This window comes from Streptomyces sp. NPDC047869, from assembly GCF_040704065.1.
Classification (GTDB): domain Bacteria; phylum Actinomycetota; class Actinomycetes; order Streptomycetales; family Streptomycetaceae; genus Streptomyces.
Genome location: NZ_JBEYRK010000038.1, coordinates 13217 through 34927 on the forward strand (window position 1 = coordinate 13217; position 21711 = coordinate 34927).

At 72.1% G+C, this 21711-nt stretch carries 17 protein-coding genes and 3 tRNA genes; 6 read left to right on the top strand and 14 right to left on the bottom strand.

Going from position 1 to position 21711, the window contains the following annotated elements; all coding sequences use genetic code 11:
• Positions 1-309: 309 nt before the first annotated feature.
• Together bldC and AB0924_RS33475 are read right to left on the bottom strand one after the other, a co-directional pair.
• On the bottom strand, positions 310-516 hold the full coding sequence (bldC, locus tag AB0924_RS33470) for a developmental transcriptional regulator BldC (protein WP_003949541.1): 207 nt from the start codon (positions 514-516) through the stop codon (positions 310-312).
• A gap of 519 nt (positions 517-1035) precedes the next feature.
• Positions 1036-1878 (bottom strand): hypothetical protein, encoded by an 843-nt coding sequence (locus tag AB0924_RS33475; protein ID WP_358939479.1) that lies wholly within the window; start codon positions 1876-1878, stop codon positions 1036-1038.
• Positions 1879-2076: 198 nt separating this feature from the next.
• Here AB0924_RS33475 and AB0924_RS33480 point away from each other — a divergent pair, with 198 nt between their 5' ends.
• Positions 2077-3171, top strand: coding sequence for a Glu/Leu/Phe/Val dehydrogenase dimerization domain-containing protein (locus AB0924_RS33480; RefSeq protein WP_366913481.1), 1095 nt, complete (start codon positions 2077-2079; stop codon positions 3169-3171).
• A gap of 328 nt (positions 3172-3499) precedes the next feature.
• Positions 3500-3748, top strand: a complete 249-nt coding sequence (locus AB0924_RS33485) for a DUF3073 family protein (RefSeq protein WP_199211120.1) — start codon at positions 3500-3502, stop codon at positions 3746-3748.
• A gap of 66 nt (positions 3749-3814) precedes the next feature.
• Here AB0924_RS33485 and purM read toward each other — a convergent pair whose 3' ends face one another.
• The 7 genes from purM to purS all read right to left on the bottom strand — a co-directional run bounded on the left by purM (position 3815) and on the right by purS (position 11607).
• A complete protein-coding gene (gene purM, locus AB0924_RS33490) occupies positions 3815-4882 on the bottom strand; it encodes a phosphoribosylformylglycinamidine cyclo-ligase (protein ID WP_366913482.1) in 1068 nt (355 codons plus the stop codon).
• 35 nt (positions 4883-4917) lie between these two features.
• On the bottom strand, positions 4918-6447 hold the full coding sequence (gene purF, locus AB0924_RS33495) for an amidophosphoribosyltransferase (protein WP_358939485.1): 1530 nt from the start codon (positions 6445-6447) through the stop codon (positions 4918-4920).
• A 202-nt stretch (positions 6448-6649) separates the two neighbouring features.
• A complete protein-coding gene (locus AB0924_RS33500) occupies positions 6650-7093 on the bottom strand; it encodes an META domain-containing protein (RefSeq protein ID WP_366913483.1) in 444 nt (147 codons plus the stop codon).
• Positions 7094-7149: 56 nt separating this feature from the next.
• Entirely contained in the window at positions 7150-7947 is a 798-nt protein-coding gene (locus AB0924_RS33505) for a sterol carrier family protein (RefSeq protein ID WP_358939489.1), read from the bottom strand.
• Between the two features lie 455 nt (positions 7948-8402).
• Positions 8403-10661 (bottom strand): phosphoribosylformylglycinamidine synthase subunit PurL, encoded by a 2259-nt coding sequence (purL, locus tag AB0924_RS33510; protein ID WP_358939491.1) that lies wholly within the window; start codon positions 10659-10661, stop codon positions 8403-8405.
• Positions 10658-11338 carry a phosphoribosylformylglycinamidine synthase subunit PurQ gene (purQ, locus tag AB0924_RS33515; protein ID WP_358939494.1) on the bottom strand — a complete coding sequence of 227 codons (681 nt, stop codon included), beginning with the start codon at positions 11336-11338 and terminating at the stop codon, positions 10658-10660. Before purQ ends, purL begins: the two co-directional genes overlap by 4 nt.
• On the bottom strand, positions 11335-11607 hold the full coding sequence (gene purS, locus AB0924_RS33520) for a phosphoribosylformylglycinamidine synthase subunit PurS (protein WP_250404436.1): 273 nt from the start codon (positions 11605-11607) through the stop codon (positions 11335-11337). Before purS ends, purQ begins: the two co-directional genes overlap by 4 nt.
• Before the next feature lie 313 nt (positions 11608-11920).
• On the opposite strand from purS, the gene AB0924_RS33525 reads away from it, so the two are divergent.
• The 4 genes from AB0924_RS33525 (at position 11921) to AB0924_RS33540 (ending at position 13032) form a co-directional block, all read left to right on the top strand.
• On the top strand, positions 11921-12238 hold the full coding sequence (locus AB0924_RS33525; RefSeq protein ID WP_250404435.1) for an Lsr2 family protein: 318 nt from the start codon (positions 11921-11923) through the stop codon (positions 12236-12238).
• A 158-nt stretch (positions 12239-12396) separates the two neighbouring features.
• Positions 12397-12468, top strand: a tRNA-Gly gene (locus AB0924_RS33530).
• Between the two features lie 82 nt (positions 12469-12550).
• Positions 12551-12623 (top strand) — tRNA-Gly (locus AB0924_RS33535).
• Positions 12624-12956: 333 nt separating this feature from the next.
• Positions 12957-13032 (top strand) — tRNA-Gly (locus tag AB0924_RS33540).
• Positions 13033-13100: 68 nt separating this feature from the next.
• Here the strand turns inward: AB0924_RS33540 and AB0924_RS33545 are convergent.
• The 5 genes from AB0924_RS33545 to AB0924_RS33565 all read right to left on the bottom strand — a co-directional run bounded on the left by AB0924_RS33545 (position 13101) and on the right by AB0924_RS33565 (position 21691).
• Positions 13101-14000 carry a phosphoribosylaminoimidazolesuccinocarboxamide synthase gene (locus AB0924_RS33545; RefSeq protein WP_366913484.1) on the bottom strand — a complete coding sequence of 300 codons (900 nt, stop codon included), beginning with the start codon at positions 13998-14000 and terminating at the stop codon, positions 13101-13103.
• A gap of 70 nt (positions 14001-14070) precedes the next feature.
• Positions 14071-15567: a N,N-dimethylformamidase beta subunit family domain-containing protein gene (locus AB0924_RS33550; RefSeq protein ID WP_358939499.1), complete on the bottom strand. Its 1497-nt coding sequence runs from the start codon at positions 15565-15567 to the stop codon at positions 14071-14073.
• Positions 15568-15798: 231 nt separating this feature from the next.
• Positions 15799-17772: a hypothetical protein gene (locus AB0924_RS33555; protein ID WP_366913485.1), complete on the bottom strand. Its 1974-nt coding sequence runs from the start codon at positions 17770-17772 to the stop codon at positions 15799-15801.
• A gap of 275 nt (positions 17773-18047) precedes the next feature.
• On the bottom strand, positions 18048-19298 hold the full coding sequence (gene purD, locus AB0924_RS33560) for a phosphoribosylamine--glycine ligase (RefSeq protein ID WP_366913486.1): 1251 nt from the start codon (positions 19296-19298) through the stop codon (positions 18048-18050).
• Between the two features lie 98 nt (positions 19299-19396).
• Positions 19397-21691 (bottom strand): DNA polymerase III subunit gamma and tau, encoded by a 2295-nt coding sequence (locus tag AB0924_RS33565; protein WP_366913487.1) that lies wholly within the window; start codon positions 21689-21691, stop codon positions 19397-19399.
• Positions 21692-21711 lie beyond the last annotated feature (20 nt).

Below are 21711 nucleotides of genomic sequence, written 5' to 3' on the forward strand. Positions count from 1 at the left end.
ACTGGTCAATTTAATATGTGCAATTGCACCGCTCCCGGAGGGCGGGCACAGCCGATCCGACAGCCCTCCCCAGAGTCCGACAAGGACGCTCACAACCGCCGCACCGGGCCGTCGACCAGGGCGCAAAAAAGATCGCGCTGGACCCGGCGGAGTCCAGCGCGATCTACGACGCACCCTGTGTCGCTGCCAACAACGTTCTCTTCGGCCTGGGCGTGGGCCCTGTTGGGGCAGGTCCCGCGTCGCTTGGAGCTAGGGTTTCGGGCTTCGCGGCCAGTGGGGGACCGACCGTTTCGCCCGGTTTTCAGTTGTTCAGGCCTCGCTGCGCTGCTGCGGGATGCCCGCGAGCAGTGCGCGGACCTCGGCTTCGCGGTAGCGGCGGTGCCCGCCGAGCGTACGGATCGATGTGAGCTTGCCGGCCTTCGCCCACCGCGTGACCGTCTTGGGGTCGACACGGAACATGGTGGCGACCTCAGCCGGGGTCAGCAGCGGCTCGGCATCAGGGGTGCGAGCGGTCATGAGCGGCCTCCTCGGGAGAACCGAACCTTCTCGGTTCTTTCCTCTAAATTCTGCACCTTGACCCGCGTTGCCCGAAATGGTGCACGCGGGTCGAGTCGGTTATAGGACGAACGGCTTGTCCTCGGCACTACAACTACACCATCTGTCCAGCCGCGTCGGCCAAACCGATGGAATTGCCCTCCCAGGTGTTCATCAGCGACGGAAGCCGATGGACCATGCCATAGCGGACAGTCACGCCACTGTGACGATCAGTCACAGCGGCGATCAGGAGTCACCAGACCCCCTATAGCGTGCAATGCGGAGAATCCGCCCATGATGGAGCATAGTTGAGCGGAGGAGCCCTCCCCGGACTCCTTGTCCTATTTTGGCATGAGGGGTGGCAACCAGGGCAAGGCACTTGTAAGTGCTGTCCATCACCCTTGGGACATAAGCCCGGATCGGGACCAACATCCCGCCAGGTGGTTCAAGTGGCCATGACCGTACGCCCTTCGGGGCGATTCGGACCGTGACGTACGTCACTCAGTTCGCGGAGCGCCGGTCCCGTACCGTCCGCCACCGCTCCACCAGCCGGCCGTACGCCTCACCGGCGGCCGTCCCGTCGCCGCGGCGCAGCGCCTCGATGCCGTCGGCCACGTCCGCCGCCGAGTGGTCGTCCGCCAGGTCACCGGCCGGCACCGCGTGCACCAGCCCGCCGTAGTCCAGCTCGACCACCGAGCGCGGGTGGAACTCCTCCAGCCAGCGGCCGACGTCCACCAGGCTGTCGATCAGCGGCCCTTCCTCGATGGTGTCCTTCAGCGTGCGCAGCGCCCGGGCCACCCGCCGCCGGGCCTGCACCATCGGGGTGCGGTAGCGCAGCATCGGCGGCACCTCGCCGGACGCCTTGTCGTACCGCCGCTCCTCGTCGCCGACCAGCACGAACCAGTTCAGCGGGATCTGCCAGGTCGCGGTGCGGATCCAGGGGCGGGCGTCGGGGTTGCGGGCCAGCCAGCGCTCGTAGTCCTGGGCGGCCTGGCGGCGCACCACCGGCGGCAGCACCGCGTCCAGCACCGGCGGGGGCAGTTCCTCACCGAGGCCCGCCAGGGCCAGCCAGCCGCGCAGCCGGGTCCGCCAGGGGCAGACGCAGAGCACCCCGTCGCTCTCCAGTACGAAGGCGTCGCCGCTCTCGTGCACCGGTACCGGGACCGGCGGGGTGGGCAGCAAGTCGGCGAGCGAGCGGCGCAGTTCGTCCTGGTAGGAGGGACGGTCCGGGCGCCGGGCGTAACGGGCCCAGTGGGTGCGCTCGGGCTCCGGGAAGGCGGTCAGCGGCTCGTACACGCGCAGATAGGCGGCATACGGGACGACCACGGCAGACACCTTGGGCACGCCTGCTCCCTCCCCATCGGGCCCGGCTCGAAACCACACCAAATCGTTTCACGGTGATACGTGCGTACACGGCTCCGGAGAGTGATCCTGAACACTGCGCGGATGGTGAGGGACCCGAGGCTCTACGCTCATGCCACGACCCCGCCACCCGTACGGGGCCGCACCCCACTCGCCGCTACTTACACAGGAGTCACCACAGTGACCGACGTAACCGGCGCGCCTGCTGATGTCCTGCACACCCTGTTCCAGTCGGACCAGGGCGGCCATGAGCAGGTCGTGCTCTGCCAGGACCGCGCCAGCGGTCTCAAGGCCGTGATCGCCCTCCACTCCACTGCCCTGGGCCCGGCCCTCGGCGGTACGCGCTTCTACCCCTACGCCACCGAGGCCGAGGCCGTCGCCGACGCCCTCAACCTCGCGCGCGGTATGTCGTACAAGAACGCCATGGCCGGTCTGGACCACGGCGGCGGCAAGGCCGTGATCATCGGCGACCCGGAGCGCGACAAGACCGAGGAGCTGCTGCTCGCCTACGGTCGCATGGTCGCCTCGCTCGGTGGCCGCTACGTCACCGCGTGCGACGTCGGCACGTACGTCGCCGACATGGACGTCGTGGCCCGCGAGTGCCGCTGGACCACCGGCCGCTCCCCCGAGAACGGCGGCGCCGGCGACTCCTCCGTGCTCACCGCCTTCGGCGTCTACCAGGGCATGCGCGCCTCCGCCCAGCACCTGTGGGGCGACCCCGTGCTGCGCGGCCGCAAGGTCGGCATCGCCGGCGTCGGCAAGGTCGGCCACCACCTGGTCCGGCACCTGCTGGACGAGGGCGCCGAGGTCGTGATCACGGACGTGCGCGAGGAGGCCGTCCAGCGCGTCCTCGACCAGCACCCCGAGGTGACGGCGGTCGCCGACACCGAGGCGCTGATCCGTCTCGAGGGGCTCGACATCTACGCGCCCTGTGCCCTCGGCGGCGCGCTGAACGACCTCTCCGTGCCGGTGCTCACCGCGACAGTGGTCTGCGGCGCCGCCAACAACCAGCTCGCCCACCCGGGCGTGGAGAAGGACCTCGCCGACCGCGGGATCCTCTACGCGCCGGACTACGTGGTGAACGCCGGCGGCGTGATCCAGGTGGCGGACGAGCTGCACGGGTTCGACTTCGACCGGTGCAAGGCGAAGGCGGCGAAGATCTTCGACACCACCCTGGCGATCTTCGCACGTGCGAAGGCCGACGGGATTCCGCCGGCCGCGGCGGCCGACCGGATCGCCGAGCAGCGGATGGCCGAGGCCCGCGCGGCCCGCTGACCCGGGCCGCCACCGGCCTCCGGTCACCGCGATCGGACGTCCGATCGCACAGGTGAGCGGTACCCGCCGACGGGAACTTGGAGAGAACTCTCACTTCCGTCGGCGGGTCGTACCCCGATAAGTGGTTAAAATCGCCATTGACCAGCGAGGACGGGGCACCTCGAGGGTCCTGTGCACACGCGCGTGCTGCGGGCGACGTACCGTATGGGCGCGGGCTCAGGTACCGTGGAAGCCCTACGGACCGGCCTCTCCACGGAGGGCCCGTTCCGATCATGAACGCGTGTCAGACTCTGGGGCCGTCGAGCCCCGTCACCGAGGGGGTCGAGCCATGGGGCGCGGCCGGGCCAAGGCCAAGCAGACGAAGGTCGCCCGCCAGCTGAAGTACAACAGCGGTGGGACTGACCTGTCACGTCTGGCCAATGAACTGGGCGCATCAACTTCGAGCCAGCCGCCGAACGGCGAGCCGTTCGAGGACGATGAGGACGAAGACGACGACCTGTACTCGCGCTACGCCGACCTCTATGAGGACGACGAGGACGAGGACGAGGGTCCCTCACAACATCGTCGCGGCGCTTGACCTTGCACTGAGCACGTATCCGGTCGGTGGCACAGCCACCGACCGGCTTCTGTGCTGTCCACGGGTTCAGACCGCGTAGTCCCCGACCAGCTCGGCGCCGGTCTCCTTGTCGCCGCGGTCGGTGATCTCACCCGCGACCCATGCGTCGACCCCGCGGTCGGCCAGGGTCGCGAGGGCCACGTCCGTGGACTCCTCGGGGACGATCGCGATCATGCCGACGCCCATGTTCAGCGTCTTCTCCAGCTCCAGGCGCTCGACGTCACCGGTCCTGCCGACGAGGTCGAACACCGCGCCCGGGGTCCAGCTGGAGCGGTCGACCACGGCGTGCAGCGCGTCGGGGACGACCCGGGCCAGGTTGGCCGCGAGCCCGCCGCCGGTGACGTGGCTGTACGCGTGCACCTCGGTGGTGCGGGTCAGCGCCAGGCAGTCCAGCGAGTAGATCTTGGTCGGCTCCAGCAGTTCCTCGCCGAGGGTGCGGCCTAGTTCGGCCACCTCGGACTCGAGAGCCAGGCCGGCACGGTCCAGCAGCACATGGCGGACCAGGGAGTACCCGTTGGAGTGAAGCCCGGAGGACGCCATGGCGATCACGGTGTCACCCTTGCGGATACGATCCGGGCCCAGCAGCCGGTCCGCCTCCACGACGCCGGTTCCGGCGCCGGCGACGTCGAAGTCGTCCTCGCCCAGCAGGCCCGGGTGCTCCGCCGTCTCGCCGCCCACCAGGGCGCAGCCGGCCAGTACACAGCCCTCCGCGATGCCCTTGACGATGGCCGCGACGCGCTCGGGGTGGACCTTGCCCACGCAGATGTAGTCCGTCATGAACAGCGGCTCGGCACCGCACACCACGATGTCGTCCATGACCATGGCGACCAGGTCGTGGCCGATGGTGTCGTAGACGCCCAGCCGGCGCGCGATGTCGACCTTCGTGCCGACGCCGTCGGTGGCGGAGGCGAGCAGCGGGCGCTCGTAGCGCTTGAGGGCGGAGGCGTCGAAGAGTCCGGCGAAGCCGCCGATGCCGCCCAGCACCTCGGGGCGCCGGGTCTTCTTCACCCACTCCTTCATGAGTTCCACGGCGCGGTCGCCCGCCTCGATGTCGACGCCCGCCGCTGCGTAGCTGGCACCAGTTGTCTCAGACATGACTGTGAGAGCTTTCGTGTCGTACTGCAGGGGTGTTACGGGCGCCGGATCGCGTCGGAGGCGGCCGTGGCGGCCGGGCCGGCCGCGAGCTCGGTCTCCAGCAGCTGCTTGCCGAGCAGCTCGGGGTCCGGCAGGTCCATCGGGTACTCGCCGTCGAAGCAGGCGCGGCACAGGTTCGGCTTGGCGATCGTGGTCGCCTCGATCATGCCGTCGATGGAGATGTACGCCAGCGAGTCGGCGCCGAGCGAGGTGCCGATCTCGTCGATGGTCATCCCGTTGGCGATCAGCTCCGCGCGCGTGGCGAAGTCGATGCCGAAGAAGCAGGGCCACTTCACGGGCGGGGAGGAGATCCGGATGTGGACCTCGGCCGCACCCGCCTCGCGCAGCATGCGGACCAGGGCCCGCTGGGTGTTGCCGCGCACGATCGAGTCGTCGACGACGACCAGCCGCTTGCCCTTGATGACTTCCTTCAGGGGATTCAGCTTCAGGCGGATGCCGAGCTGGCGGATGGTCTGCGAGGGCTGGATGAAGGTCCGGCCGACGTAGGCGTTCTTCACCAGGCCGGCGCCGAACGGGATGCCGGAGGCCTCCGCGTAGCCGATGGCGGCCGGCGTGCCCGACTCCGGGGTCGCTATGACCAGGTCGGCCTCGGCCGGGGCCTCCTTGGCGAGGCGGCGGCCCATCTCCACGCGGGAGAGGTACACGTTCCGGCCGGCGATGTCGGTGTCCGGGCGGGCCAGGTACACGTACTCGAAGACACAGCCCTTGGGCTTCGCTTCCGCGAACCGGGAGGTGCGCAGGCCGTTCTCGTCGATGGCGACGAACTCGCCCGGCTCGATCTCGCGCACGAAGCTGGCGCCGCAGATGTCGAGGGCGGCGGACTCGGAGGCGACCACCCAGCCGCGCTCCAGCCGGCCGAGGACCAGCGGGCGGATGCCCTGCGGGTCACGGGCGGCGTAGAGGGTGTGCTCGTCCATGAAGACGAGGCTGAAGGCGCCCTTGACCCGTGGGAGGACCGCGTGGGCGGCCTCCTCGATGGTCAGCGGCTTGCCGTCCTCGTCGACCTGGGCGGCCAGGAGGGCCGTCAGCAGGTCGGTGTCGTTGGTGGCCGCGACCCGGGTGGAGCGGCCGTTGTTGTCCTTGGGCAGGTCGGCGACCATCTCGGCGAGCTGCGCCGTGTTGACCAGGTTGCCGTTGTGGCCGAGCGCGATGGAGCCGTGCGCGGTGGCACGGAACGTCGGCTGGGCGTTCTCCCACACGGATGCGCCGGTGGTCGAGTAGCGGGCGTGTCCGACCGCGATGTGACCCTGGAGCGAACCGAGCGAGGTCTCGTCGAAGACCTGGGAGACCAGGCCCATGTCCTTGAAGACGAGGATCTGGGAGCCGTTGCTGACCGCGATTCCCGCGGATTCCTGACCCCGGTGCTGGAGGGCGTAGAGCCCGAAGTACGTGAGCTTTGCGACCTCTTCACCCGGAGCCCAGACACCGAAGACGCCGCAAGCGTCCTGGGGGCCCTTCTCGCCGGGAAGCAGATCGTGATTGAGTCGACCGTCACCACGTGGCACGGCTCCGAGTGTAGGCGAGGTCGACCACTGGTCCGAATTGGGGATGCGCGGCGGCCTCGGAGCGGCGTTCGCCGATCACCTTGGTGGTTTGTCGCTCTTCGCAGGTCAGCTGGGTGATGCGGGGCCGGAATCGGGTGTGGGCCCGCTCCCCCGAGCAGTGGTCCAAGGCCGTCGGCGAGGTTCGTGAGTGAGGTGTCGCACATCATTCGGGTGCGCCGCGGCTGAGGTGCAGCCGGTCGCCGTCGCCGTCGGTGAGCGTCAGCTTCCCGTCGGCGGTCCTGGCGGTGATCGTGCCGGTGGTGAGGAAACGGGCGAAGGCGCGCTCGAAGGTCATGCGGTCCTCGTCGCAGGCCATCTTGGTGGACCGGATGTCGCCGAACGTGATCCGGTCGCCGTGCACGGTGGCCCGGGCGCCGAAGCCGTTGCAGCCGAGGTTGCCGCCCGCCTGTCCGTCGGTGCCGATCCGCAGGCGCGCGGTGGCGGGCGCCCGCAGGGTGGTGCCGTCGGCGGTGAGGCCGTCGACCCGCCAGTCGACGCCGGTCACGGGCTGCCGCGCGCCCGCCGAGCCGCTGTTCGCCTGCCCGGCGGGGGTGCTGCCACAGGCCACCGTGAGCGGGACGAGCACGGCGGCCGCCGTCAGGGACATGCGCTGCTTGTACCGGTTCATACGGATTCGACGCGGCGCCCCGGCCGCCGGTTCCGTCATGCCATGAGCGGCAGCAGTTCCCCGATGTCGGCCCGCTCTCCGCTGGCGCTGACCAGCGCCTCGGCCACGGCGGCCGCGAAGTCCAGCCGGCCGGTGGCCAGCCGGATCCAGGTCAGCGGGTCGGTCTCCACGACGCTGGGCGGGGTGCCCCGGGTGTGCCGGGGCCCCTCGACGCACTGCACCACGGCGTACGGCGGCACCCGCACCTCGGTGGAGGCGCCGGGCGCCTTCACGGCGAGGGCGTCGGCGAGGAGCCGGGTGGCCGCGGCCAGCGCCTGGCGGTCGTGGGGCACCTCCAGGCCGGGCACGGCGGCGTTCAGGTCGTCGGTGTGCACGACGAGTTCGACGGCGCGGGTGACGAGGTAGTCGTCCAGCGGGAGGGCGCCCGCGTTGGTCCGCAGGAGCCGGCCGCCGGGGTGGGCGTCTAGCAGGGCGCGCAGGCCTGCGTCGGCCTCGGCGAGGTAGGCGTCCAGGTCGGGCCGCTCGGTGACCAGGCCACGGGTGAACTCGTCGATCGCGGCGGAGTTCGCGGTGGTGGCGAAGGGCCACTCGGCCACCGGGACGTCCTGTTTCGGCGGGGCCGGCAGCTCCGCGGACCGCTGGACCGCGGTGACGGCCATGCCGATGTGCGCGACCAGTTCCCGCACGGTCCAGGTGCCGAGCCGGGTGGGCAGGGCGAGCTGCTCGGGGCCGAGGCCCCGGACGGCCTCCCGTACGTTGCCGAGCTGGGCGAGGACCGCGGCACGGGTTCTGGCGGGGTCGTAGGCGCGGGCGCGCCTCTTGGCCGGAGACATGGCAGTGACCCTATGCCGCGCGGGGGCCCGGGATCAGCCGGTTTCCCCGTGCCCGGCTCGCCACGGCGGGGTGGGGCGGCCGGGCGCGTCCGGGGCGTGGGCGGCGGCCCGGTCGGGGCCCTCGCCCTCGGCGCGCCGCGACGGCCGCGCGTGGGGCGTGGCGCTGTGCGTCTCCGCGGTGGACACGGTGTTCCGGCGCGGTGGCCGCGGTGATGCCGCTCTGCCCGCTCCCGGCCACTGCCCGGGGACAGCCGGCCCCGTGCGGGGCCGCTGTGCCGGACGGGCGGGCTCGGACAGGGCGGTGGCCGCCGCAGCCGGGCGGTCACGGCGGGCCGCGCCCTCGCCGGCGTGGGGCAGTGCGCGGAGGGCGGCCCGGCGGGCTCGGCACCGGTGGACGCACGAGGCCCCGTCCGGGACGCGGGACGGGGCCTGTGTGCGCGGTGCGCGGGTGAGGGTTACGCCAGCAGGGCCGGGATCGTCGCCTCGTGGGCCTCGCGCAGTTCGGTGAGGGAGAGCGCGAACTCGCCCTGGACCTCGACGGAGTCGCCGTCCACGACACCGATGCGGGTGGCCGGCAGGCCGCGTGCGCCGCACATGTCGTTGAAGCGGACCTCCTCCGAGCGCGGCACGGCGACGACGGCGCGGCCGGCCGACTCCGAGAACAGGAAGGTGAAGGCGTCCAGGCCGTCCGGGACGACCAGCCGGGCGCCCTTGCCGCCGAGCAGCGCCGACTCCACGACCGCCTGGACCAGACCGCCGTCGGACAGGTCGTGCGCGGAGTCGACCATGCCGTCGCGGGAGGCGGAGATCAGGATCTCGGCCAGCAGCCGCTCGCGCTCCAGGTCGACCTTCGGGGGCAGGCCGCCGAGGTGGTCGTGGACCACCTGGGACCAGGCCGAGCCGCCGAACTCCTCACGCGTGTCGCCGAGGAGGTACAGGAGCTGGCCGTCCTCCTGGAAGGCGACCGGGGTGCGGCGGGCCACGTCGTCGATGACGCCGAGGACGGCGACCACCGGCGTCGGGTGGATGGCCGCCTCACCGGTCTGGTTGTAGAGCGAGACGTTGCCGCCGGTCACCGGCGTGCCGAGCTGGAGGCAGCCGTCCGCGAGCCCGCGGATGGCCTCCGCGAACTGCCACATCACCGCCGGGTCCTCGGGCGAGCCGAAGTTCAGGCAGTCGGAGACGGCGAGCGGCCTGGCGCCGGTCGTCGCCACGTTGCGGTAGGCCTCGGCGAGGGCGAGCTGGGCGCCCGTGTACGGGTCCAGCTTGGCGTACCGGCCGTTGCCGTCCGTCGCGATGGCGACGCCGAGGCCGGTCTCCTCGTCGATGCGGATCATGCCGGAGTCCTCGGGCTGGGCGAGGACGGTGTTGCCCTGCACGAAGTGGTCGTACTGCGAGGTGATCCACTTCTTGGAGGCCTGGTTGGGGGAGGACACCAGCTTCAGGACCTGGTCCTTCAGCTCCTCGCCCGTCGCCGGCCGCGGCAGCTTGTTCGCGTCGTCCGCCTGGAGCTCGTCCTGCCAGGACGGGCGGGCGTAGGGGCGCTCGTAGGTCGGACCCTCGTGGGCGACCGTGCGCGGGTCGACGTCGACGATCTTGCCGCCGTGCCAGAAGATCTCCAGCCGGTCGCCGTCGGTGACCTCGCCGATGACGGTGGCGATGACGTCCCACTTGTCGCAGATCTCGAGGAACCGGTCGACCTTCTCCGGCTCGACCACCGCGCACATGCGTTCCTGCGACTCGCTCATGAGGATCTCCTCGGGCGAGAGCGTGGAGTCGCGCAGCGGTACGTCGTCCAGGGTGACGCGCATGCCGCCGGAGCCGTTGGAGGCGAGCTCGGACGTGGCACAGGACAGGCCGGCCGCGCCGAGGTCCTGGATGCCGACGACCAGCTTCTCCTTGAACGCCTCCAGGGTGCACTCGATGAGGAGCTTCTCCTGGAAGGGGTCGCCGACCTGGACGGCGGGCCGCTTCGACGGCTTGGCGTCGTCGAAGGTCTCGGAGGCGAGGATGGACGCGCCGCCGATGCCGTCGCCGCCGGTACGGGCGCCGTACAGGATGACCTTGTTGCCCGCGCCGGAGGCCTTGGCGAGGTGAATGTCCTCGTGCCGCATCACACCGATGGCGCCGGCGTTGACCAGCGGGTTGCCCTGGTAGCAGGCGTCGAAGACGACCTCGCCGCCGATGTTGGGCAGGCCCAGGCAGTTGCCGTAGCCGCCGATGCCGGCGACGACGCCGGGCAGCACGCGCTTGGTGTCGGGGTGGTCGGCCGCGCCGAAGCGCAGCGGGTCGACCACGGCCACCGGGCGCGCGCCCATCGCGATGATGTCGCGGACGATGCCGCCGACACCCGTGGCCGCGCCCTGGTAGGGCTCGACGTACGACGGGTGGTTGTGCGACTCGACCTTGAAGGTGACCGCGTATCCCTGGCCGACGTCCACCACACCGGCGTTCTCGCCGATGCCGACGAGCAGCGCGTCCGACTGGGGGGCCTTCTCGCCGAACTGGCGCAGGTGGACCTTGGAGGACTTGTACGAGCAGTGCTCGGACCACATGACCGAGTACATGGCGAGTTCGGCGCCGGTCGGGCGGCGGCCGAGGATCTCCACCACGCGCTCGTACTCGTCCTTCTTCAGGCCGAGTTCGGCCCAGGGCAGCTCGACGTCGGGGGTCGCGGCCGCGTGCTCGACCGTGTCCAGAGGCGTCCGGCTCATGCGTTGACCAGCTTCTTGAGGATCGAGGTGAAGAAGGGAAGGCCGTCGGTGCGGCCCGAACCGATCAGCGGCTCGACGGCGTGCTCGGGGTGCGGCATGAGGCCGACGACGTTCCCGGCCTCGTTGGTGATGCCGGCGATGTCGTTGAGCGAGCCGTTGGGGTTGAAGTCCAGGTACCGGAACGCGACCCGGCCCTCCGCCTCCAGCTTGTCGAGCGTGTACCGGTCGGCGACGTACCGGCCGTCCATGTTCTTCAGCGGGATGTGGATCTCCTGGCCCTGGCGGTAGTCGCCGGTCCACGAGGTCTCCGCGTTCTCCACCCGCAGCTTCTGGTCGCGGCAGATGAAGTGGAGGTGGTCGTTGCCCAGCATGCCGCCCGGCAGGAGGTGGGCCTCGGTGAGGACCTGGAAGCCGTTGCAGATGCCGAGGACCGGAAGTCCGGCCTTCGCCTGCTCGATGACCGTCTCCATCACCGGCGAGAAGCGGGAGATGGCGCCGGCCCGCAGATAGTCGCCGTAGGAGAAACCGCCGGGCAGCACAACGGCGTCGACCTGCTTGAGGTCCTTGTCCTTGTGCCACAGCGCGACCGGTTCGGCACCCGCGAGGCGGATCGCGCGCTGGGTGTCCCGGTCGTCAAGACTTCCCGGGAAAGTGACGACGCCAATACGAGCGGTCACTTGGCCGCCTCCGCGACTTCCGCACCCTCTTCCACCTTGACGATGAAGTCCTCGATCACCGTGTTGGCGAGGAAGGATTCCGCAAGATCGTGGATGCGGGCGAGCACGGCCTCGTCGACCGGCCCGTCAACTTCCAGTTCGAAACGCTTTCCCTGACGGACGTCCGAGATCCCTTCGAAACCCAGGCGCGGCAGCGCACGCTGGACCGCCTGGCCCTGGGGGTCGAGGATCTCCGGCTTGAGCATGACGTCGACTACGACGCGTGCCACTGGCACTCCCGGTGTGTGGTGCTGAGCAGGTTCCTTCAGACTACCCGCACAAAATTTCTACGCGGGTAGAGTTGTAGGAAACTACGTGAGCCGCATCACGATCGGGTGACAGGCGCGCCCCCTCGCGAAAAGTTCTGGAAAAGTTCCACAGACCCGCCCACGACATCTATTGCACGGGGGACACGCGGGCGGATTTAGTCGGGCTTCACTTTGCATTGCCGGGCACTGTACAAATGAATTGGCAATAGCCGATACTCGGCACGTCATCGCCGGATGAGCTGTATCGACGTGCCGCACGAAGGGACCGATATTCGTGGCGCAAAAGGTCGTGGTCACTCTCTTTGACGACATCGACGGCTCGGAAGCGGCGGAGACGATCGCCTTCGGACTCGACGGCAAGTCGTACGAGATCGACCTGAACGAAACCAACGCCGGAGAACTGCGCAAAGCGCTCGCGCCCTACGTGGAGGCGGGCCGCAAGCGCTCGCGTTCCGGCAAGGCGTACAAGCAGACGGAGGTCGCCCCCGACCCGGCTGCCGTCCGTGCCTGGGCCCAGGCGAACAAGATGGACGTGCCGGCGCGCGGGCGCATCCCGAAGAAGGTCTACGAGGCGTTCAGCGCCGCGCAGTGAGGACCCGCGAAGGGGCGAGCCCTCAGGGTCCGTCAGCGGACCCTGAGGGCCGTGCACTTGGCCGCGCCGGGAGCCGACTTGCGCTACCCCCCTGCTGATCAGCTAATGTCTGGGACACGCCGAGGGGCGAGGCCGAAGGGCCGGATCCCGAGGATCGTGCGGGTGTAGTTCAGTAGTAGAACATCCCCCTTCCAGGGGGAAGGCGCAGTGTGCAATTCCTGTCACCCGCTCTGGCACCGGTCACACCGACCACTCTTGTGGATCAGGTAGGCTGGTGCTCGCACCGATCGGTGGGAGCCGGTCGGGAGCAGTGCGGACGTAGCTCAGTTGGTAGAGCGCAACCTTGCCAAGGTTGAGGTCGCGAGTTCGAGCCTCGTCGTCCGCTCGGGAAAAAAGCCCCGGTCTTCTGGACCGGGGCTTTTTCGTGCGCCCGGCCCTTCCCGAACGCTCTCCGCGGGCACCGGACATGTGAGGGTCGCCACATCCGCACGGCCGGTGCCGGGCGTCGACGGTGCGCGAGGGCTCACGGGCACCATCCGCATCACGCACCCCGGAAAGCACTGCGCCGACGTGGAGTTGGCCCCCGCCGGAGACTCTCCGGTCGTCCGGGACCGGCCTTCCCCGGACGCGACGCGGTCCGGTGCCGGGACCGCCGTGCGGCAGTGCGTCCCGCGCACCCACGAGGTTGGGTATAGTTGCTCTCGCGCCACGGCGCAGTGCGGACGTAGCTCAGTTGGTAGAGCGCAACCTTGCCAAGGTTGAGGTCGCGAGTTCGAGCCTCGTCGTCCGCTCCATGGAGAAGCCCCCGGTTCCGGCCGGGGGCTTTTCGCATGCCCCCGGAGCTTCTCCGGGGGCCAGGGCGTCAGGACCAGGCGGTGCCGGTCAGCCGCTCGTACGCGTCCACGTACTTCTGCCGGGTCGCGTCGACCACCCGCTGGGGCAACGCCGGCGGAGGCTGCTCGCTCCGGCGGTCCCAGCCGGACTCGGCGGAGGTCAGCCAGTCCCGGATGTACTGCTTGTCGTACGACGGCTGCGCGCGGCCGGGCTGCCACTGGTCGGCCGGCCAGAAGCGGGAGGAGTCCGGGGTGAGCACCTCGTCGGCGAGGACCAGGGTGTCGCCGTCGAAGCCGAACTCGAACTTGGTGTCGGCCAGGATGATTCCGCGGTCGCGGGCGATGTCCCGGGCGCGGGAGTACACGGCGAGCGTGGCCTGCCGGAGCTGGGCGGCGGTGTCCGCGCCGACCTGCCGGGCGACCTCCTCGTAGGAGACGTTCTCGTCGTGCTCGCCGACCTCGGCCTTGGTGGCCGGGGTGAAGATCGGGGCGGGCAGCTCCGAGCCATCCACCAGGCCCTCGGGCAGGGCCAGCCCGCAGACGGTGCGGGACTGGTCGTACTCGGCGAGGCCCGAGCCGGTGAGGTAGCCGCGGGCCACGCACTCGACCGGGACCATCCGCAGGGACTTGCAGACCAGCGTGCGTCCCGCCCAGTCGGCGGGGGCGTGCTCGGGGAGCTCGGTGCTGATCACATGGTTCGGCGCCAGGTCACGCAACTGGTCGAACCACCACAGGGAGAGCCGGGTGAGGACACGGCCCTTGTCGGGGATCTCCGTGGGCAGCACCCAGTCGTAGGCGGACATGCGGTCGCTGGCGACCATCACGAGGTCGCCCGCCTCGTTCTGGTACAGCTCGCGCACCTTGCCGGTGTGCAGGTGCACCAGGCCCGGAACCTGAATCGGCTCGGGCTTTTCTACGAATCCGGACACGGTTCCTCCCCGTGGTTCTGTCCAAGTGCCTCGATTCTCCCGTATGCGGGTGATCGGGGTGCGCCCAGGGTCAGTCCCGTTTGCAGATGCGGTCCAGCAGGTTCGCCGTGGCCCGCTGGATGCGGGGGTCCACATGGCCGGGGCGGTCCAGGGACGGCGACCAGGCGAAGGTGCCGGAGGCGAACACCCAGGCGCCGGAGGGGGCCCGGTAGAGGGAGGTCTCCTGGTGCCGCTGTACGCCGTCGCCGTCGGTGTAGGGGGAGTGGGCGAGCAGGATGCGCTCGTCGTGCTCGGGCAGTGGGGTGCGCGGGAAGTAACGGTCCGCCTCGCCCGCCACCAGGCCCTCGATCTCGTCGCCCTCGTGCGCCCCGGTCGCGTCCCAGAGCCAGTGGCCCGCGTTGCGGACGATGAGCGGGTGCGGCTCGGGGACGCGGCCCGCGTACTGGATGCCGACGAGCTGCTGCTCGGGCCGGTCGACCTCGCGCCACAGCACCGGCTTTCCGGGGCCCTTGCGCTTGCGGCAGGTCAGCAGCCGGTCGGGGACGCCGGACGCCGACGGGCCCAGCTCCACCTGCCAGTACATGGTGTTCGCGGACAGGAAGACTAGGGAGGTGCCGTGATCGCGGGCGTTCTCCACGGCCCGGCGCATCGGCACCGACCAGTACTCGTCGTGGCCGGGGAAGACCAGCCCCCGGTACCGGGTGGGGTCGACACGGCCGGCGTGCAGGTCGCGGGCGTCGGCGTAGGCGAGGTCGTAGCCGTAGCGCTCGGCCCAGCGGATGAAGTCGTAGGCGTGGCCGACGTGCAGGGGCAGTCCGGCCCCCGCGTACGGGCGGTCGAAGGAGACCGTGGTGGCCGCGTCCGCCTCACCGAGCAGACAGCCCTTCTCGTCCCAGGCGTGGTACAGGCTGGCGCCGGTACGGCCGTCCTCCGGATAGAGGTTGTACGCCTGCCAGGTGATGTCGGGCAGCAGCAGGAGCAGGTCGGCCGGGTGGTTGTCGCGGACCGTGAAGGGCACGTGGGAGCGGTAGCCGTCGGCGGTGGTGAGGACGGCCACGTAGGCGCCGACGGTCCAGTGCGAGGGCACCTGGAGGCGCCAGGAGAGCCACCAGTGGTGGCAGGACACCGTCCGGTCGGCGGCCAGCGGCGGGGACTGGACGATGCCGGAGAGCCGGGGGCTCGTGGTGATCTTCGAGGCGCCGTCGCCGCCGTAGTGACCGATCCGGTAGATGTCGACGCCGAACTGCTGCGGCGGGTCGACCGTGATGTGGAAGTCGATCGCCTCGCCGGGCGCGACCGCCCCGGTGGAGGTGAAGCCCTTGATCTGGCGGTGCACGTCGTCGGCCGAGCGGGGGCCCGGCCCGGCCGTGCGCGGCGCGGGGACGCGCGGCCGCTCGCCGGCGGGCTGCTGCGGGCTCGGGTCGACGTACCAGGGCACGACGTGCCCGGTGTCGTCGAAGTACGTCTCACTGCCGCGCAGCCAGGGAACCGGCCCGAGGCCGAAGGGGTCCGTGACGGCGTGCGCGAGCGCTCCGGACTCCCAGCGGCGGATGTGGTCCGAGGCCATGGACGCTCCCCTCCCTCATGCCCCCGTTGCCAGCGTGGTGCGTGCTGCTCGGTCGTGCTGTCGTATGTCGCATGCCTCTGCCATGTGCGCGGTCGGTCCCAGCACATCACATAACGCACGGATCTGGTCACTGTTCGTTGCGAATTGACCTGAACTGGAAGTCCACCCTCCGTTACAGCGCCGGTTCCGGTAGGGCGCCCGGCGAAGTGCCGAGCGGCGCCGGGCGGGGGGTCAGACGAGCCGCACCGGCTTCTCCGGGCGTATCCCGGACACGCTCAGCCAGTCGCGCAGCGGGCCGGGGTCGCCCTCCTCGATCAGGCGCAGCACCTTGGGCCCGAGGTCGGCGGCCCGCTCGCCGTCCAGCAGCAGGGAGGGGCCGTCCAGCCAGTCGAGGGCGGGGGCCGCGCCGGCCGTGTCCACGGCGGCACAGCAGACCATCGCCGTGACGTGATCGGCTAGCAGGTCGCGTCCGGTGCGCGGGGGCTGGAGCGGGAACAGCGGCAGGGCACCGTCGTCCCAGAGCGAGCTGTCCGGAAACAGCCCGGCGGCGGTCGCGCCCTTCGGCGCCACGGCCTCCTCCCGGGCCAGCTCGGCACTCAGTCCGGCGGCGAGGACCGCGCCGCGCTCGGTGCCGGGGTCGGTGTCGTCGTCCTCGGCGGCGGGGGCGTCGTCCTCGGCGGCGGTGGCCGGCTCGGCGGGCGGGGCGGAGCGGCCGGTCGGGGCGGCGTCCACGTCGGCGGTGGCGGTGCCCGCCTGCGCGGCGGGTGTGTCCGCGGCGGCGGCCCGGTCGACGGCCGGGCCGGGGTGGTCCAAGGGGGCGTGGGGCTCGTCGTCGGCGACCGGTTCCCGCGCCGTCGCCCGGCCGCCGTCCAGGCTCCCGGCGGGGCCGGACGCGGAGCCGATGGGCGGACGGCCGTGTTCCGTGAGGTGGTCCAGGACCCGGGCCAGCGTGGGGCCGCCCTGGCCGGGAGCGGTGGGCGCGGGCCGGACGCCGAGGGAGTCCAGGACCCGGTGCAGCCGTGCCGCGTGGGCGCGCCAGGTGCGGTCGACGACCTCCTCCGGGTACGCCTGCCAGTCCACCGGCGCCCAGTCGGAGCCGGTCTCGGCCGGGCCGCCGTGGAACAGGCGCGCGGCGAGCAGGGAGGCGGCCTCGTCCACCGCGCCGGGCTCCTCCAGGAGGTCGCAGGCGGGGCGCTCACCGAGGCGGGAGGCGAAGCCCTCGGCCAGGCGGTCGCGCCGGGACAGCTCGGTCAGGGCGGACACGACACCCGCGTCCAGCCGGGAGGGCCAGCGGCCCATGCGCCAGGCGGGCAGCGCCACCTTGGTCAGCAGCCGGTCCCAGCCCGCGTAGGCGAGGCCGACCTGCTCCTGGGCGACGATCCGCAGCCCGTAGTCCACGGTCTGCGCACGCTCGGCGGCGGCCGCGGCGACCCCGCGCTCCATCAGGGCCGCGTGCTCGCGGCAACCGCGCAGCATCAGCCGGGCGGCCCAGCCGAGGGCCGCGCACACGACCCGGGTCAGCGCGCAGCGGCCGGGCGTCGAGGCGACCGCCACCGCGGCGTCGAGACCGCGTACGAAGCGGCGGGCGGCGGCTATGTCCGGGTGCGCGGAGGGGCCCGTACCGGCGACCACCGGGGCGAGGACCGCGCGCAGTTCACCGACGCGCATCCACCACAGGAACGGGGAACCGATGACGAGGACCGGGGCGGTGGCGTCCCGCCGCCGGCCGTCGAGGCCCGGTCCGGGGCCGGGTCCCGCCGCTTCGTCGTGCGCCGGCCGCGGGGGCGGGCCGTGGGCCGGGTGGGCCCGGTCCTCCAGCCAGCTGTCGCAGTCCGGGGTGAGCGCTATGGCCGAGGGCGCGGGCACGTCGAGCCGGTCCGCGAGGTCGCGCACCAGCCGGTACAGGTCGGGGGCCGTTTCCTCGGCGACCGGGACCGTCGGACTGACGGCCGGCCGGGCACGGGCCACCACCAGCGCGACACCGGCCGCGGCCAGCAGTACGAGCGCGGCCGGCACGCCCACGGACCAGCGGGCGGTGTCCCAGCCCGGACCGGTGAGCCGGCCGGTGGCTCCGCCCGTCAGCAGGACCACCTCGACGGCCGCGGGCAGCAGGGCCACGCCCAGCGCCCGGCCGCGGACGCGCAGCACGGCCAGGGCCCACGAGCGCGCGGCCTGCGCGCCCGCCTCAACTCCGGTTCCGGTCATGATCGGACCTCACCCCCTCCCTGCCGATCCCGCGCTGTCCTGGCGTTGCTCACTCCCCCACTGTGGCACCCGTCACTGACATCGCAATGCCGGTGGGCCAAGTGCCGGAGCGCTTGCGCCGCACCATAGTTGGGGCTCCGGCCCTAGTCAGCCGTATGGGGGATTGCTCACTCGATGGAATGGCTTTGGTCAGAGGTGGGTGACAGGCAGCAAGGATCAGGCCCCGGATTCGGGGTCCGGGGCCTGGGGTGTGCGGGAGGATCGGGGAGGGCCGGTCAGGCGCCCGCCGCCCGTGCCGCGATGTCCGTGCGGTGCTGGGAGCCGTCGAGGCTGATGCGGTCCACCGCCCGGTACGCCCGCTCGCGTGCCCCGGCCAGGTCCTCGCCGGTCGCCGTGACCGAGAGCACCCGCCCGCCCGCGCTGACCACCGCGTCACCGTCCCGCTTCGTCCCGGCGTGCAGGACGTAGGCGTGCGGGGCGTCCTCGGCGGCCACCTCGTGCAGACCGGTGATGGGGTCGCCGGTGCGCGGGGTGCCGGGGTAGTTGTGCGAGGCGACGACGACGGTGACGGCCGCGTCCTCGCTCCAGCGCAGCGGCTCGAGGTCGGCCAGGGTCCCGTTCGCGGCGGCGAGCAGCACGCCGGCCAGCGGGGTCCGCAGACGGGCCAGCACGACCTGGGTCTCGGGGTCGCCGAAGCGGGCGTTGAACTCGATGACGCGCACGCCGCGCGAGGTGATCGCGAGACCGGCGTACAGCAGCCCGGAGAACGGGGTGCCCCGGCGCCGCATCTCGTCCACGGTCGGCCGCAGCACCGTCTCCAGCACCTCTTCGACCAGCTTGGGGTCCGCCCACGGCAGCGGCGAGTAGGCGCCCATGCCACCGGTGTTGGGGCCCTCGTCGCCGTCCAGGGCGCGCTTGAAGTCCTGGGCGGGCTGGAGCGGTACGACGGTCCGGCCGTCGGTGATGGCGAACAGCGACACCTCGGGGCCGTCGAGGAACTCCTCGATGACCACCCTCTCGCAGGCCGCCGCGTGCTCCTTGGCGGCGGCGAGGTCGGAGGTGACCACGACGCCCTTGCCGGCGGCGAGGCCGTCGTCCTTGACGACGTAGGGCGCCCCGAAGGCGTCCAGGGCCTCGGCCGCCTCGGCCTCCGTGGTGCAGACGTACGACCGAGCGGTCGGCACCCCGGCCGCCGCCATCACGTCCTTGGCGAAGGCCTTGGAACCCTCGAGCCGCGCGGCCTCTCCGGAGGGGCCGAACACCGGGATGCCCGCCTCGCGCACCGCGTCGGCAACACCGGCGACCAGGGGGGCCTCCGGGCCCACGACGACGAGGTCGGCCCCGAGGTCACCGGCCAGCGCGGCCACGGCCTTGCCGTCGAGCGCGTCGACCTGGTGCAGCTCGGCCACCTCGGCGATGCCGGCGTTGCCGGGTGCGCAGTGCAGGGCGGTGATGTCGGGGTCGAGGGACAGGGAGCGGCACAGGGCGTGTTCGCGGGCACCGCTGCCGATGACGAGGACCTTCACGGTGCTCAGCCTAATGGCAAGGTTGCCGAAGTCCGCCGGGCGGGTTTCCTGTGGGTTCCTACGAACGGCGGGCCGGACCCGCTGTCCGGGCGGCCCCGCTACTCGTGGGTGATCTCCTCCACCACCGTCGCCCCCAGCTCCCGCACGATCAGGCCTTGGCCGGACAGGGCGGACTCGTCGAGGTCGGGGTCGTCCTCCTCGGGGATGTCGTCCTCGGGCGCGACGGGGGGCGGCTCGGGGGCCCGGGCCGGCTGTGGAGCGGGGGCGGCCTGCGGCGGGGCGGCCGGAGCGCCGCCCTGGGGCGGGGCGGGCGCGGGCGGGCCCGGCTGGGGTGCCGCGGGCCGGGGGGCGGCCGGGGCGCCGTAGCCGCCGGCGGGTGCGCCGCCGTAGCCCGCGCCACCGGCTCCGCCGCCTCCGCCGAAGCCCGGCGCGCCGCCGGGCGGCGGGGATGCGGAGCCGCCCGAGGGGTCGACGACCGCCTCGATCTTCCACTGCACGCCGAACTGCTCGGTCAGCGCCTGTCGCAGCACGTCCTCGCTGCCGCTGCTCGCGAAGTTGTCCCGGGCCCCGGCGTTGACGAAGCCGACCTGGAGGGTGGTGCCGTCGAAGCCGGCCACCTGGGCGTTCTGGCTGAGCAGGATCCAGGTGAAGCGACGGCGGTTCTTGACGGCCTCGAGGATGTTGGGCCAGAGCATGCGCGGGTCGGGCCCGCCGGCCTGGGGGGCCGCCGGGGCCGGGGCGCTCGCCGCGGGAGCCGCCGGAGCGGGCTGCTCCGGGCGCTGCGGCTGGGAGCGGGCCGGAGCGGCGCCACCCTGCTGCGCGCCCGTCGCGGCCGCCGTGGGCCACCCGCCGGGCCTCCGCCCGCCACCGGCCGCGGCGGCGGTCGGCCAGGCGCCGGGGGCCGGGGCAGCGGCAGGGGCAGGGGCAGGGGCCGAAGGTTCGGGGGCGGCGGGGGCGGGCGCAGGGGCCTGCGCCACGGGTGCGGGAGCCGCCGGAACGGGGGGTGCCACCGGAGCGGGAGCGGGGGCGGGTGCGGGGGCCGGGGGCTCCCCGGCCCCCGAGCCACCGGGGACACCGGCCCCGGCGGGCTGTCCGCCCGGTCCCCGTACGGCCGCGCGGGCCGCGGCGGGACCGCCGCCGGGCGCCACCGGCGCGCCACCGGGGGCCATGCCGGCGTGGGCGTCGGGACCGGGGACGTACCCCATGGCGGGCGCACCGCCGCCGCCCGAGAAGCCGACGCCGCGCTCCAGCCGGTCGAGACGGGCCAGGAGGGAGCGCTCGTCGCCGTAGGCGGCGGGGAGCATCACCCGGGCGCAGATCAGTTCGAGCTGCAGGCGCGGGGAGTTGGCGCCGCGCATCTCGGTGAGGCCGTCGTTGACGAGGTCGGCGGCGCGGCTCAGCTCGGCGGCGCCGAAGGTGGAGGCCTGTGCCTGCATACGCTCCAGCACATCGGCCGGGGCGTCGATGAGCCCCTTCTCGACGGCGTCCGGGACCGCCGCCAGGATCACCAGGTCCCGCAGCCGCTCCAGCAGGTCGGCGACGAACCGGCGCGGGTCGTTGCCGCCCTCGATGATCCGGTCGACGACCTCGAAGGCGGCGGCCCCGTCACCGGTGGCGAAGGCCTCGACGACGGAGTCGAGCAGCGACCCCTCGGTGTAGCCGAGCAGGGAGGTGGCCGTGGCATACGTCACACCCTGCTCTCCCGCGCCGGCGAGGAGCTGGTCCATGACGGACATCGAGTCACGTACGGACCCGGCGCCGGCCCGCACGACGAGCGGCAGCACGCCTTCCTCGACCGGGATGGCCTCCCGGCCGCACACCTCGGCCAGGTAGTCCCGCAGGGTTCCCGGCGGGACGAGCCGGAAGGGGTAGTGATGGGTCCGCGACCGGATGGTCCCGATGACCTTCTCGGGCTCGGTGGTGGCGAAGATGAACTTGAGGTGCTCCGGGGGCTCCTCCACGACCTTCAGCAGCGCGTTGAAGCCCTGCGGGGAGACCATGTGGGCCTCATCGATGATGTAGATCTTGTACCGGCTGCTCGCGGGCCCGAAGAAGGCCTTCTCGCGCAGCTCACGGGCGTCGTCCACACCGCCGTGGGACGCCGCGTCGATCTCGATGACGTCGATCGACCCCGGCCCGTTCCTGGCCAGGTCCCGGCACGACTGGCACTCGCCGCACGGCGTCGGGGTGGGGCCCTGCTCACAGTTCAGGCAGCGGGCCAGGATGCGCGCGCTGGTGGTCTTCCCGCAGCCACGCGGCCCGCTGAACAGGTACGCGTGATTGACCCGGTTGTTCCGCAGCGCCTGCTGCAGCGGGTCGGTGACATGCTCCTGCCCGATGACCTCGCCAAAGGTCTCCGGGCGATAGCGGCGGTACAGCGCGAGAGACGACACGCATACGAGGTTATAGGCGC

Bases quoted from the DNA above. Each gene is read 5' to 3' on its own strand.
- bldC (WP_003949541.1), bottom strand. From the start codon at position 516: ATGACCGCTCGCACCCCTGATGCCGAGCCGCTGCTGACCCCGGCTGAG.
- AB0924_RS33485 (WP_199211120.1), top strand. From the start codon at position 3,500: ATGGGGCGCGGCCGGGCCAAGGCCAAGCAGACGAAGGTCGCCCGCCAG.
- purM (WP_366913482.1), bottom strand. From the start codon at position 4,882: ATGTCTGAGACAACTGGTGCCAGCTACGCAGCGGCGGGCGTCGACATC.
- AB0924_RS33500 (WP_366913483.1), bottom strand. From the start codon at position 7,093: ATGTCCCTGACGGCGGCCGCCGTGCTCGTCCCGCTCACGGTGGCCTGT.
- AB0924_RS33505 (WP_358939489.1), bottom strand. From the start codon at position 7,947: ATGTCTCCGGCCAAGAGGCGCGCCCGCGCCTACGACCCCGCCAGAACC.
- purL (WP_358939491.1), bottom strand. From the start codon at position 10,661: ATGAGCCGGACGCCTCTGGACACGGTCGAGCACGCGGCCGCGACCCCC.
- AB0924_RS33550 (WP_358939499.1), bottom strand. From the start codon at position 15,567: ATGGCCTCGGACCACATCCGCCGCTGGGAGTCCGGAGCGCTCGCGCAC.
- AB0924_RS33555 (WP_366913485.1), bottom strand. From the start codon at position 17,772: ATGACCGGAACCGGAGTTGAGGCGGGCGCGCAGGCCGCGCGCTCGTGG.